A 12,894-nucleotide genomic window follows, 5' to 3' on the forward strand; every position below is an offset into this window, starting at 1 on the left:
GTTGTGGCGGGGGAGACAGCAGGACCGGTTCCGGCAGGGGCGCGCCGGCGTCCGAGGGCGCAGCTGCCCGTGCGGCAGTTCGCGCACCTCGACGCGATGCGGGCCGCCGCGGTGATGCTCGTGGTGCTCGCGCACGCGGGGCTCGAGATGGTGCCGGGGGGCAGCGGGGTGACGATCTTCTTCGTCATCTCCGGGTTCATCATCACGCATCTGGTGCTCAAGGAGCACCGGCGCACCGGGGGCTTCGACATCGCGGGGTTCTACCGCCGGCGGGCCCTGAAGCTGGCCCCGCCGCTGCTGGTGGCCCTGGTGCTGCCCACCGCCCTGTACGCGTGGCTGGTGCGGCCGGTGAGCCTCGGGGACTTCCTGGGGCAGGTCTTCTTCTTCTTCAACTGGCGCTACACGGACTCCCAGGTGGACGTCCTGCCCGGCTCGATCGTGGTGTGGAGCCTGTCCATCGAGGAGCAGTTCTACGTGGCGTTCGCACTGATCTGGCTGCTCCTCGTGGGCCGGCGCCGCCCGGCCACCGCGCTGGCGGTGCTGGCGGGGACCGCCGCGCTCGCCTCGGCGGGGGCGCGGGTGGCCCTGCACCTGGGCGGGGCGAGTGCGGACCGGATCTACTTCGGCACGGACACCCGGCTCGAGGCCATCGCCATCGGGGTGCTGGCCGCCGTCTGGTACGCCCGCACCACCGCGGAGCGTGCGCCCGGAGGGCGTTCCACCCGGGAGGGTGCTGCCGGCGCCCCCGCGTGGTGGGGCCGGGACCGGGTCCTGGTGCTGGCGGTGCTGCTCTACCTGGCCTCGCTGTTGATCCGGGACGAGCTCTTCCGCGAGACCGTCCGCTACACGGCCCAGGCGGTGGCGGCCTGCCTGGTGGTGCTCTGGGGCCTGCACGGGCCCACCGGCCGGATCGGGGCCCGGGCCCTGGCGGGGATGCGGTGGAAGCCGATCCAGCTCCTGGGGCTGGCCAGCTACAGCATCTACCTGCTCCACCTGGGCGCCGGGCACGCGCTGACCGCGGTGTTCGGGGAGCTGCCGGGTCCGGCCGGGGTGGCCCTGCGCGTGGTGGTGGGCACCGCGGCCGGCATCGCCTGCTGGTGGTGCGTGGAGGAGCCCGTGGCCCGCTGGCACCACCGCCGCCGCGCCGATCGCCGCCCCGCAGCGGCCGCCGCCCCGGTGCCCGCCGGGCAGACGTCCGGCTAGACCGACACCTGCCCGTCCGCTGCTGACGGGCAGGCCCACAGATTTCCGCCGCGCACCCGAGGTGCCCACGGCGAGCAGACCGAGAGGGACCCCCGGCGCAGGCCGGGCGGTCCACCGGGCCGGGGCCGAGGAGGCCCCGGCAGGATCCCGAGGGGGGAATGACTGACATGAGCACCGACAAGCACGCACCGCGCGTGGGGTACGCGGCCGGGGCGTTCGACCTGTTCCACGTGGGGCACCTGAACATCCTGCGCCAGGCCAGGATGCACTGCGACCACCTGATCGCCGGGGTCGTCTCGGACGACCTGATCGAGATCACCAAGGGCCACCGGCCCGTGATCTCCCTGCGCGAGCGGATGGAGATCGTCGAGCACATCCGCTACGTGGACCAGGTCCACGCCGAGGTGCTGCTGGACAAGCTGGACACCTGGCAGGAGCTGCGCTTCGACGTGTTCTTCAAGGGCGACGACTGGCGCGGCACCCCGAAGGGGGAGCGGCTCGAGCGGGAGTTCGCGGCGGTGGGCGTGGAGGTCGTGTACTTCCCGTACACGGTCCACACGTCCTCCACGAAGCTGCGGGCCGCCCTCGAGGTGCTCTCGCTCCCGGTGGGCTGAGGCTCAGCGCGGCGGCTCCGGGGGGAGCTGCCGCCCGGGCCGCTCGCCCGCCCACGGCGGCCCCGGCTGCCGCTGTGGCCCCGGAGGGATGTGCCCGGTGCCCGCCGGCCCCGGTCCGACCGGCCACGACCCGGTGCGCTCGGGGCCGCCCTGGCCCGAGCCGGTCGGCCACGCTCCGGTGCCGCCGCCCCGGCCCTCGTCCCAGTTCCGGTCCGAGCTCCGGTCCGCGCGCCGGCGCGCCCGGGAGGGTCGGGCGGCGTCCCAGGCCCACACCACGAGGGCGCCGAGGCCGAGCAGCGCCACGAGCAGGCTGACGACGGGACCCAGGAAGGGCACGGCCCGGAGCAGCACGTAGACCAGCAGGCCGAGGGCCAGGGCGAGCACCCGTTTGCCGAAGCTCGCCGGTGCCCTGTCCCGCAGCAGGAGCCCGCCCGCGGTGAACCCGACCACGACCGGGGCCAGCAGGGCCACGGCGAGCACCAGGCCCAGGACCAGCACGAGGTCCAGCACCACGGCCGTGGTCACGACCGCGGCGGCCAGCCCGGCGAGGGTCATCCAGCCCAGGGCGACGGCCAGCAGGATCGACACGACGAGCACGGCGAGCACGGCCACGGCCGTCCCCGCGATCGTCAGCGCGCCCCAGCCGAGGCTGAGCCAGGGCCGGGCCCGGAGCGTGCGCGCCGCCCCGGTCACGGTCCGGGGCAACAGCCACAGGGCGAGCAGCCCGACCAGGAACAGGGTCACGAACAGGCGCAGCCCGGCGAGCAGCAGCGCGAGCGGCCCGGTGGGCCCGGCCGGCTCCTCCTCGACCACGACCGGCTCGTAGACGACCTCCCCGGCGATCTCGGCGCCCGGGGCGATCGCGGCCTCCGTCCCGGACCGGTAGGACAGGTTCCCGTCGAGGCGGGCCTCGTCGGTCAGGGTCAGCCCGGGCTCCACCCGCGGCACGGCCACCCCGGTGGTGGGCGCCCAGGCGGCCCCCACATCGTCTGCGGAGCCCACGTCCGCCTGCACGTTCCCGCCGATCGCGCCGGCCAGGGCGAGCGCGGCGGCCCCGGCGGTCACGTCGCCCTCGACCGTGCCGGCCAGGAGGGCTTGGTACGCGCCGAGCAGGACGTCCCCGCCGATCTCGGCGCCGGGGCGAGCCTCCAGGCTGTAGCCGGCCGTGACCAGGTCGTCGGCCACCCGGGCCTGCTCGCCGAGGAGGAGCACCTGGCCGGCCACGCGGGCGTCGTCGCCCACGGTGCCCTCGATCACCACGGTCTGGGCCGCGGCCATCAGGTCCCCCTCGACCGTGCCGTTGATCGTCACCGTGCCGGCGGCCACCAGCAGGTCGCCGCGCACGGTGCCGTCGACCACCACGCCCCCGCCGGTCACGTAGAGGTCGTCATCCACGACCTCGTCGGCCGCCACCACCACGTTCTCCTCGCCGCGCATCTCGGCGGCCCCGGCGGCGGGGGCGGTGAGCAGGAGGCCCGCGAGCGCGGTGGCCAGCAGGGTCAGGAGGGTCAGCAGGATCGGCAGGCGGTGGAGGAACGGGACGGGCGAGGTGCGGGGCACCGGCAGGGTCTCCATGGTCCCGAGTCCACGCCCGGGCCGGGACGGAGTCAAGGCACGGCCCAGTGTGACGGCGGTCCGCCATGTACCCGCGCGTAGGTGAAGAGGTGGTCACGGTTGCGGACCGTTCCCCGTGGGAGCGGGATCGCGGTCCTAGCCTGGGGCTGTCGCGTGGCGGGCGCGCGGAAGGATTCCGACCGGGGGTGGGTCATGACAGGACAGGGACTCGGAGTAGGCGTGGTCACGGCGGTGGTGGTGCTGGCGGGGCCGGTGCCGGCGGCGTTCGCGCACGAGGACGACCGGCCGGACGGGCCGCGCGTGGTCGCGGAGGGCCTGGACAGTCCCCGGCAGCTCAATCGGGACCAGGACGGGAACCTGGTGGTGGTCGAGGCCGGCCGCGGCGGCCCGGACTGCGTCGGCGAGCGGTGCGCGGGGCCGACCGGCGCCGTCACCCTGATCGAGGGCCCGCACCGGGACGAGCCCGCGGTCTCGACCGTGGTCGAGGGCCTGCTGTCCGTGGCGGCGCCGGACGCGTCCTTCGCGGAGGGGCCCGGCGGCGCGGACGCCACGGACGTGGACGGTCAGTACGTCGTCGCGGGCTACGACCCGGAGCGGCTCGACCTGTCGGTGTTCGAGGCGCGCGGCGCGTCGATGCTCGTCGCGGGCACCGAGGAGAACGGGGAGGAGTACCTGCTCGCGTACGCCGATCTGCAGGCGGCCGAGGAGGAGCTCAACCCGGACGGCGCGCAGATCGACTCCAACCCGTACGCGGTCCTGTACGTGGACGAGGACGACGAGGTCTCGCCGGACGGCTACGCGCTCGTGGCCGACGCCGGCGCGAACACCGTGTGGAAGGTGGAGCCGGACTTCTCCACCGCCACGGAGGACGCACCGCCGGAGTACGAGATCACGGCCTGGGCCACCTGGCCGACCACCGTCCTGCCCGACGGCACGGACGACCCGGAGGGCCCGGCCGAGTTCGTGCCCACGTCCCTCACCGCCGACGAGCACGGCAACGTCTACGTGGGCGGGCTGGGATCGGTCCGTCCGGGGGAGGGCGCGGTCGTGCAGTTCTCCGCGGACGGCACCGAGCTCGGCCGCTGGGACGGCTTCACCGCGGTGACCGGCGTGGCCGTGGACCGCGGCCACCTCTACGTCTCGCAGCTGTTCGGGCCCACGCCGCCCATGCCGCCGGGGGAGACCCCGGCGGCGGAGGCGCCGCCGACCCCCGGGCAGGTCCCCGGCCAGGTGGTGGTCCTGCACCGGCACCACGAGGACGCGGCGCGGTACGCGATCGACGTGCCCCTGCCGGCCGGTCTGGCGACCGGGCGGTACGGACAGGTCTACGCCTCGGTCAACAGCGTCGCTCCGGCCGAGGGGATCGCGGAGGGCCCGCAGAACCCGTTCGGCGCCGTCGGCGGCGGAGCGGTCTGGGAGCTGGACTTCTCCGACGCCTACCGCCTCGAGGACACCGGGGAGTAGGCGCCGGAGGAACGACGACGACGGTGGCGCGGCGCCGGCCCGCCACCGCCGCCGGACCGCACCGACCGGCCTCCGGGGGCCGGAGGCACGCAGGACCACCCGGGCACGACATTCGAGGCGAGGAAGAGCCATGGCACCGACGACCGAAGATCTGGTCCACCTCATCGCGGAGGGGTTCGTCTGCGCCACCGAGGGGAGGGGGCACGCCACGCCGGGAGGGCGGCCCCCGAGCAGGATCGTGGTCGACGCCACCGAGGGGTTCATCCCCCTGTGGCAGCCGGGGTCGATGCTGAAGTGGCGCTTCCAGGAGCGCAGCTTCGCGCTCGCTCCCGACCCGCAGGAGAGCCGGTCGATCGTCGGCGGGCTCATGAGCGAGGCCCTGGTGCGGTGGAGCTCGGCCGCGCCGGTCCGGTTCACCCACGACCCCGACCTGTGGGACTTCGAGGTGGTGCTGCGCAACGCCGCGGACTGCACCCCGGAGGGTTGCGTCCTGGCCAGCGCGTTCTTCCCGGACGGGGGGCGGCACGAGCTGACGGTCTACCCCACGCTGTTCGAGCAGTCCCACGAGGAGCAGATCGAGACGATGATTCACGAGTTCGGCCACGTCTTCGGGCTGCGGCACTTCTTCGCGGCGAACCTCGAGAAGCCGTGGCCCTCGGAGGTCTTCGGGACGCACAGCCCGTTCTCGATCATGAACTACGGGCCGATGAGCAAGCTCACGGACGAGGACCTCGCCGACCTGAGGGAGCTCTACCGGCTGGCCTGGGCCGGCCACCTCGCCGACATCAACGGGACCCCGGTCCGGTTCGTGCGGCCCTACAGCGCCTCCGGGTCACCGGTCGCGGAGCCCGCCGGGGCGCTGCCGGTCCCGGCGCGGACGGACGCCCGCTTCCCCCGGTACTGACCGGGATCCACGCTCGCCGAGGAATCCCTCCGCGATCTCCAGCCGGCGCCGGGCCCGGTCCGGCGGGCCGCCCGAGCGGCGGGCGCCGGCCACCAGGGACAGGGCCACCCCGGCGCATCGTACCCGCAACGCGGCCGGGTCCACGGCCGCGTCGAAGCCGGCGAGCAGGCGCTGCGCGGCGGCCGGCGCGTGCCCGTAGCTGTCGTGGACCGTGGGCAGGACCGCCAGGTGGGCCACCAGGCAGGCGAGGTCGTCCACCCGGTGGCCGGGGCCCACGGCGTCGACGTCGAGCACCCCGGTCACCGGGCCGAACGTCCCGCGGACGGCCGGACCGACGAGCAGGTTCGCCTCGTAGAGGTCCCCGTGCACGGGGACCACCGGGCCGGGATCCGTGGCCCGGCGGGCCTCGTCGATCGCCGCGGCGAGCCGTTCGATCCGGGCGCGCTCCTCCGGCAGGGCCACCGCGGCCGCGTGGCCGTAGTCCAAGACCCGGTCCGTCCAGGGGGCGCGGGCGGGGAGCTCCAGCGCGGCGGCGGGCAGGGCGTCGAGCAGCGCCAGCACGTGCTCGGGGTGCAGCGCGGCGGCGCCGTCCTGGCGCACGGACGCGGCCAGCGGGGTGCCGGGCAGCTGCCGGAGCACGACCACGTCCCGCACCGGGTCCCCGCAGGGCGCCGGCACGGGCAGCCCGACCGCGAGCAGCATCCGGTGCCGGGCGTGCAACGCCGCGGCCCGGTCCCGCCGCAGCACCTTGAGGTAGCGCACCCGGGACCCGTGGGCCGCCCGCAGCACCGCCCGCCGGGTGGGCCGGTAGGAGACCTCGGTGAGCTCCGCGGGCACGACGGAGCAGAAGACCTCCCGCCCCACCGCCTCGGGCGAGGACGCCCAGGTCAGCCCGGGCAGCCACGGGTCGTGCGGGTGCCGCCACGCCACGAGGTCCACGCCCTCGTGGCGGGTCCGCACCACCGCCGGGGACGTGCCGGCGGGCGGGGAGGCGGTGCTCACGCACACCACCTCGGCGGCCCGCCGTGCCCCGACCAGGGCCACGACGTCGAAGACCGCGGTGACCCCGGCGCCCGGCCGGTGGTGGACGCGCCGCCGGGTCCAGCGCTGCACGGACAGCCCGGCCGGGGCCAGTGCAGCCGCCAGGACCGGGCCCATCCCGGTGCCCGAGAGCAGGGCCACGGCCTCCTGCTCCGGGCCCTCCACGGGGCTAGACCAGGTCCTCGGACAGCTCGAGCCAGCGCAGCTCGAGCTCCTCGATCTCGTCCTGGACCGCGCTCAGCCGGGCGGTGATCTCCCCCAGGCCGGTGTAGTCGGACTGGTCGTGCGCCGCCATCTCCGCGTGCAGGGCGTCGACCCTGGCGGACAGCTTCTCCAGCTTCCGCTCGATCGCGCCCACCTCCTTCTGCGCGGTGCGGGCCTGCGCACCGGAGAGCTTCGGCCCGCCCTGCGCCGTCGTCGTCCCGTTCGAGGACGCCGCGCCCGTGGCCGCCAGCGGGTTCGAGGCGTTCGCGGAGCCGGCGGCCGTGCCGGTGCGGGACTGGGAGGCGAGCTCCAGGTACTGCTCCACGCCGCGGGGCAGGTGCCGGAAGCGGCCGTCGATCACGGCGTACTGCTGGTCGGTGACCCGCTCCAGGAGGTAGCGGTCGTGCGAGACCACCAGGAGGGTGCCCGGCCAGGTGTCGAGCAGGTCCTCCATCGCGGTGAGCATGTCGGTGTCGAGGTCGTTGGACGGCTCGTCGAGGATCAGCACGTTCGGCTCGTCGAGCAGGATCATCAGCAGCTGCAGCCGCCGCTTCTGCCCGCCGGAGAGGTCCTTGACCGGGGTGGCGAGCTGTTCGTTGGTGAAGCCGAGCCGCTCCAGCAGCTGGCCCGGCGTCATCTCCTTGCCGTCGGCCAGATAGGTGGTGCGCTTCGAGGCGACCACGTCCGAGACCCGGTCCTCGGCCACGTCCTCCAGCTCGGAAAGCTGCTGGGTGAGGGTCGCGATCTTCACGGTCTTCCCGCGCTTGACCCGCCCGCTCGTGGGCTGCACCTCGCCGGTGACCAGGCCCAGCAGCGTGGACTTGCCCGCGCCGTTGACGCCCAGGATGCCGGTGCGCTCACCCGGGGCGATCAGCCACGTGACGTCCCGGAGCACCTCCCGGGGTCCGTCGTCCTCGGTGGGGTAGGAGACGGAGACCTTCTCGAGGTCCACCACGTCCTTGCCCAGCCGGGAGACCGCCAGCTGGGACAGGGCCACGGTGTCGCGCGGCGGCGGGACGTCGTTGATCAGCTGGTTCGCGGCCTCGATCCGGAACTTGGGCTTGGCCGTGCGGGCGGGCGCGCCGCGGCGCAGCCACGCCAGCTCCTTCTTCATGAGGTTCTGCCGCTTCGACTCGATGGTGGAGGCCTGCCGGTCCCGCTCCACGCGCTGCAGGACGTACGCCGCGTAGCCGCCCTCGAAGGGCTCCACCATCCGGTCGTGCACCTCCCAGGTGTCGGTGCACACGGCGTCCAGGAACCACCGGTCGTGGGTGACCACGGCCAGGCCGCCCTGGTTCTTCGGCCAGCGGTTGTCGAGGTGTCGGGCCAGCCAGGTGATGCCGTCCACGTCCAAATGGTTGGTGGGCTCGTCCAGGAAGATGACGTCCCAGTCGCCGGCCAGCAGCGCGGCGAGCGCCACGCGGCGCTTCTGGCCGCCGGAGAGCTCGCCCAGCTTCGCGTCCCAGTCCAGGTCCTTGACCAGCCCCGAGACCACGTCCCGCACCTTCGCGTCCCCGGCCCACTCGTGCTCCTCGCGGTCCCCGACGACGGCGTGCCCCACGGTCAGCTCCGGGTCCAGCACGTCGGCCTGGTCGAGCATGCCCACGCGCACGCCCGAGCGCACGGTCACGCGGCCTCCGTCCGGCTTCAGCCGTCCGGCGAGCAGCTTCATGAGCGTGGACTTGCCGTCGCCGTTGCGGCCCACGATGCCGATCCGGTCGCCCTCGTCGATGCCGAGACTGACGGCGTCGAAGACCGTCTTGGTGGGGAATTCCAGGTGCAGGTTCTCGCCGCCGAGTAGATGTGCCACCCGTCAAGGGTACTCGCGCCCCCGCCCCGACGAGTCCCCACTTTCTGGGCCCCTGGGCGCACCGAGCCCCCAATGGCTGGGCCCCTTGGCGCATCGAGTCCCCAATGATTGGGGCACTGCCGCGTCGAGTCCCCATCTCGTCGCAATTCCCCCAGCTAGACCGGGGGGATTCGCGAGGACATGGGGGCTCGGCGGAATGGGGGTGCGGAAATGGGGGCGGGGGAGGCACATGTGCGGACAGGAATTTCTCAGCGGCGGCTCAAGCTCGGGTGAGAGCATGGAGTGCATGGAGCAGAATCCGACGGAGCGATCCTCCGCGTCCCCGAGCACCCGTCCGCTGGGCACCAGGCTGGACGGGATCACGGACCTGGAGACCGCCGTCCGTGCCGTGACGGAGCACCCCGGACCCGTGGAGATCCCGGCGGGACCCGGTCAGCTGGTCGGGCGCCACCTCGGCTCGGTGCCGCAGCGGCAGGTCGGGGAGGCGCTGCGCGGAGCGGGCGCCGACCCGCTAATGATCCGGGCCGACATCTCGATCGACGAGGACATCCCGGACGAGGGCGTCATCGCGGTCCTGGACGACCACCTCTCGCTGGCCGCGGGCGTGGGCGCCGAGTACCTCGTGGTGCCCCGGGCCGGGATGGGCGGACGGGGCCGCAGCGAGGAGCGGATCTTCTCGATGCTCGCCGCGCTCGACGAGGCGGCCTCGGCCCACCAGGTGCACCTGCTGCTCGAGACGGAGGGCGCCACCGCGGACGAGGTGGCGCTGGTCGAGTACCTGGAGCGCGCCCGGGAGGCGGGGACCCTGGACGTGGCCCCGCACTACGTGGCGTCGGTGGCCTGGAACGTGGCCGCGTCCTCCGCGGCGGGGGAGGGCCCGGCCGCCGCGTTCGAGCGGATGCGGCCCCTGCTGGACCGTGCGCCGCTGATCGTCTGCGGGGTGGACGAGGACACCGTGGAGGACCTGTTCGCCGCCGTCCCGGAGCTGCGGGAGGCCGCCGCCACGGCCCGGATCATCGTGATCCTGGGCCGCCCGGGAGCGGCCGGGGCCTGACCCCCGAGTGGTAGGGTGACTGCCTGTGCACTGCGTGCACCACTGCCGTTCCACGGCGGTGCTCCGCCTTGGTGTAATCGGCAGCACCCCGGCCTTTGGAGCCGTGGAGTCTAGGTTCGAGTCCTAGAGGCGGAACGTCCGCATCCCGCCGGAGAGCCCGGAAGCTCGAGATCCCCAGAGCCGAAGAGCCCACAAGCTAGTGAGACGGAACAGAGCCGGAGCCGGTGAGACCACCGGCTCCTCTCTCAGATCGACGACCGAGGAGCTGCATCCCGCCGTGAGCACCCCCCAGACCCCTGCACATCGTCCGGGGGCGGCCGTCGGGCCCGCCGCCGTCATCGTCCTGGCCGCTGGCAAGGGCACGCGCATGAAGTCCAAGACCCCCAAGATCCTGCACCGGATCGGGGGTCGTTCCATGGTCGGGCACTGCCTGGTGGCCGCCCGGAGCCTGCACCCGCGGCGGCTGGCGGCCGTGGTGCGCTTCGAGCGGGACCTGGTCGCCCCGCACGTCCTCGAGCAGGACCCCGAGGCGATCATCGTGGACCAGGACGAGGTGCCCGGCACGGGCCGCGCCGTCCAGGTGGCGGTGGAGGCGCTCGACGCCGATGAGCGGCTGGCCGGCACCGTGGTGGTCACCTACGGCGACGTCCCGCTGCTGACCCCGGAGGTCCTGCAGCAGCTGGTCGCCCACCACGAGGAGCGCGGCAACGCGGTGACCGTGCTGACCGCGGACCACGAGCAGCCTGGCGGCTACGGCCGGATCCTGCGGGACGCCGACGGCTCGTTCCGCGAGATCAAGGAGGCCAAGGACGCCACCGAGGCCGAGCTCGCGGTCGCCGAGATCAACTCCGGCATCTTCGCCTTCGACGCCGACGTGCTGCGCGACAGCCTCGCGAAGGTCACCTCGGACAACGCGCAGGGCGAGATGTACCTGACCGACGTCCCGCTGCTGGCCCGCGAGGCCGGCCACGCGGTGGACGCGCTGAAGATCGAGGACCGCTGGGAGGTCGAGGGCGCCAACGACCGCGTGCAGCTCGCCCAGCTCGGCGCCCACCTCAACCGCAGGATCCTCGAGGCGCACATGCGCAACGGCGTGACGGTCGTGGACCCCGCCAGCACCTGGATCGACGTGCAGGTGCGGATCGCCGCGGACGCCACGATCCTGCCGGGCACCCAGTTGCACGGGGGCACGCGGGTGGGCGAGGACGCCGTCGTCGGCCCGGACACCACCCTCACGGACGTGGAGGTCGGCCCGGGCGCCCACGTGGTGCGCACGCACGGCTCCGGCTCCGTGATCGGCCCCCGGGCCAGCGTGGGCCCCTTCGCCTACCTGCGCCCCGGCACGGTGCTCGCGGACGAGGGCAAGATCGGCACGTTCGTGGAGACCAAGAACTCCCGGATTGGCACCGGCTCGAAGGTCCCGCACCTGTCCTACGTGGGGGACGCCACGATCGGCGAGCACTCCAACATCGGGGCGGCCTCCGTGTTCGTCAACTACGACGGCGTGCGCAAGCACCGCACCGTGATCGGCGACCACGTCCGGATGGGCTCCGACAACATGTACGTGGCGCCCGTGCAGGTCGGCGACGGCGCCTACTCCGGGGCGGGCACCACGATCCGCAAGGACGTGCCGCCGGGGGCCCTGGCCCTCACCGAGGGCGCGCAGCGGGTCGTCGAGAACTGGGTCGTGGAGCACCGTCCCGGCACCGCCGCGGCCGAGGCCGCGTCCCGGGCCTTGGGCAACGGCGCCGCGACCGCGGCCGGGACCGTTCCGTCCGGGACCACCGAGCACTCCAGCGCAGGGACCGGCGCCGACACCACGGCGCACGGCGCGGCCGGGGACACCACCGAGGAAAGCGAGTAACAATGACCGCAATCACCAATGCAGGTGCCAAGCAGCTGGTGCTGGTCTCGGGACGGGCCCACCCGGAGCTCGCCGAGCGCATCGCCTCGGAGCTGGGCACGGAGCTGATCCCCACCGACGCCTACGACTTCGCCAACGGCGAGACCTACGTGCGGTTCGGGGAGTCGGTGCGCGGCACGGACGCCTTCCTCATCCAGTCCCACCCGGCCCCGATCAACCAGTGGATCATGGAGCAGCTGCTCATGATCGACTCCCTGAAGCGGGCGTCCGCCAAGTCCATCACCGTGGTGTCCCCGTTCTACCCCTACGCCCGGCAGGACAAGAAGCACCGCGGCCGCGAGCCCATCTCGGCCCGTCTCATCGCGGACCTGTACAAGACCGCCGGCGCGGACCGGCTGATGTCCGTGGACCTGCACACCGCGCAGATCCAGGGCTTCTTCGACGGCCCGGTCGACCACCTGATGGCCATCCCGCTGCTGGCGGAGCACGTGCGCTCAGTCGTCGACGTCGAGAACGTCACCGTGGTCTCCCCGGACACCGGGCGCGTGCGCGTGGCGGAGCAGTGGACCGAGCTGCTGGGCGGCTGCCCGCTCGCGTTCGTGCACAAGACCCGTGACATCACGCGGCCGAACCAGGCCACCTCGAAGGAGGTCGTGGGGCAGATCGAGGGCCGCACCTGCGTGCTGATCGACGACATGATCGACACGGGCGGGACGATCTCCGGCGCCGTGCAGGTGCTGCGCGAGCGTGGCGCCAAGGACGTCATCATCGCCGCGACCCACGCCGTGTTCTCCGACCCCGCCGTGGAGCGGCTGTCCACGTGCGGCGCCCTCGAGGTGGTCGTCACGGACACCCTGCCCGTGCCCCCGGAGCACCAGTTCGAGAACCTCACGGTCCTCTCGATCGCCCCGCTCATCGCGCGCGCCATCCAGGAGGTCTTCGAGGACGGCTCCGTGACCAGCCTGTTCGACGGCAGGTCCTGACCCGCTCCCGGGAACGGTCGACGACGACGACGCAGCCCCTCGCCACCCGGCGGGGGGCTGCTCCGCCGCGGGGGCCCCCACAGCTGGGGCCCCCGCTGCGGAGCCCCGTCACCGCAGGAACCACCGTCCCGGGCGGCACCGTCCGGGGAACTCCGCGCCGACAAGGACAGCCCGCACC

General features: G+C 73.8%; 10 protein-coding genes and 1 tRNA gene. 8 read left to right on the forward strand and 3 right to left on the reverse strand.

Going from position 1 to position 12,894, the window contains the following annotated elements:
- The first annotated feature begins 69 nt into the window (after nucleotides 1-69).
- Together RF647_RS03320 and RF647_RS03325 are read left to right on the forward strand one after the other, a co-directional pair.
- Nucleotides 70-1,203: an acyltransferase family protein gene (locus tag RF647_RS03320; RefSeq protein ID WP_368810496.1), complete on the forward strand. Its 1,134-nt coding sequence runs from the start codon at nucleotides 70-72 to the stop codon at nucleotides 1,201-1,203.
- A gap of 167 nt (nucleotides 1,204-1,370) precedes the next feature.
- Nucleotides 1,371-1,817 (forward strand): adenylyltransferase/cytidyltransferase family protein, encoded by a 447-nt coding sequence (locus tag RF647_RS03325; protein ID WP_368810497.1) that lies wholly within the window; start codon nucleotides 1,371-1,373, stop codon nucleotides 1,815-1,817.
- A gap of 3 nt (nucleotides 1,818-1,820) precedes the next feature.
- Here the strand turns inward: RF647_RS03325 and RF647_RS03330 are convergent, their stop codons facing one another.
- Complete coding sequence (locus RF647_RS03330; protein WP_368810498.1) at nucleotides 1,821-3,392, reverse strand: hypothetical protein; 1,572 nt, start codon at nucleotides 3,390-3,392, stop codon at nucleotides 1,821-1,823.
- A 192-nt stretch (nucleotides 3,393-3,584) separates the two neighbouring features.
- Here RF647_RS03330 and RF647_RS03335 point away from each other — a divergent pair, with 192 nt between their 5' ends.
- Entirely contained in the window at nucleotides 3,585-4,856 is a 1,272-nt protein-coding gene (locus tag RF647_RS03335; RefSeq protein WP_368810499.1) for a ScyD/ScyE family protein, read from the forward strand.
- A gap of 130 nt (nucleotides 4,857-4,986) precedes the next feature.
- Complete coding sequence (locus RF647_RS03340) at nucleotides 4,987-5,760, forward strand: matrix metalloproteinase-11 (RefSeq protein ID WP_368810500.1); 774 nt, start codon at nucleotides 4,987-4,989, stop codon at nucleotides 5,758-5,760.
- Here RF647_RS03340 and RF647_RS03345 read toward each other — a convergent pair.
- Together RF647_RS03345 and RF647_RS03350 are read right to left on the reverse strand one after the other, a co-directional pair.
- A complete protein-coding gene (locus RF647_RS03345; protein ID WP_368810501.1) occupies nucleotides 5,689-6,966 on the reverse strand; it encodes a phosphotransferase family protein in 1,278 nt (425 codons plus the stop codon). The genes RF647_RS03340 and RF647_RS03345 overlap by 72 nt on opposite strands.
- Nucleotides 6,967-6,970: 4 nt before the next feature.
- Nucleotides 6,971-8,815 (reverse strand): ABC-F family ATP-binding cassette domain-containing protein, encoded by a 1,845-nt coding sequence (locus RF647_RS03350; RefSeq protein ID WP_368810502.1) that lies wholly within the window; start codon nucleotides 8,813-8,815, stop codon nucleotides 6,971-6,973.
- 286 nt (nucleotides 8,816-9,101) lie between these two features.
- Here RF647_RS03350 and RF647_RS03355 point away from each other — a divergent pair, with 286 nt between their 5' ends.
- The 4 genes from RF647_RS03355 to RF647_RS03370 all read left to right on the forward strand — a co-directional run bounded on the left by RF647_RS03355 (nucleotide 9,102) and on the right by RF647_RS03370 (nucleotide 12,716).
- A complete protein-coding gene (locus tag RF647_RS03355; RefSeq protein ID WP_368810503.1) occupies nucleotides 9,102-9,869 on the forward strand; it encodes a hypothetical protein in 768 nt (255 codons plus the stop codon).
- Between the two features lie 62 nt (nucleotides 9,870-9,931).
- Nucleotides 9,932-10,004: transfer RNA gene (locus RF647_RS03360), tRNA-Gln, on the forward strand.
- Between the two features lie 142 nt (nucleotides 10,005-10,146).
- Nucleotides 10,147-11,733, forward strand: coding sequence for a bifunctional UDP-N-acetylglucosamine diphosphorylase/glucosamine-1-phosphate N-acetyltransferase GlmU (glmU, locus tag RF647_RS03365; RefSeq protein ID WP_368810504.1), 1,587 nt, complete (start codon nucleotides 10,147-10,149; stop codon nucleotides 11,731-11,733).
- A gap of 2 nt (nucleotides 11,734-11,735) precedes the next feature.
- Complete coding sequence (locus tag RF647_RS03370) at nucleotides 11,736-12,716, forward strand: ribose-phosphate diphosphokinase (protein ID WP_133411473.1); 981 nt, start codon at nucleotides 11,736-11,738, stop codon at nucleotides 12,714-12,716.
- Nucleotides 12,717-12,894 lie beyond the last annotated feature (178 nt).

Origin of the sequence: Kocuria sp. CPCC 205263 (assembly GCF_040981075.1) — a bacterium.
GTDB classification, from domain to species: Bacteria; Actinomycetota; Actinomycetes; order Actinomycetales; family Micrococcaceae; genus Kocuria; species Kocuria rosea.

Coding starts and splice junctions, on each gene's coding strand:
- RF647_RS03325 (WP_368810497.1), top strand. CDS start 1,371: ATGAGCACCGACAAGCACGCACCGCGCGTGGGGTACGCGGCCGGGGCG.
- RF647_RS03335 (WP_368810499.1), top strand. CDS start 3,585: ATGACAGGACAGGGACTCGGAGTAGGCGTGGTCACGGCGGTGGTGGTG.
- RF647_RS03330 (WP_368810498.1), bottom strand. CDS start 3,392: ATGGAGACCCTGCCGGTGCCCCGCACCTCGCCCGTCCCGTTCCTCCAC.
- RF647_RS03355 (WP_368810503.1), top strand. CDS start 9,102: ATGGAGCAGAATCCGACGGAGCGATCCTCCGCGTCCCCGAGCACCCGT.
- RF647_RS03340 (WP_368810500.1), top strand. CDS start 4,987: ATGGCACCGACGACCGAAGATCTGGTCCACCTCATCGCGGAGGGGTTC.
- RF647_RS03370 (WP_133411473.1), top strand. CDS start 11,736: ATGACCGCAATCACCAATGCAGGTGCCAAGCAGCTGGTGCTGGTCTCG.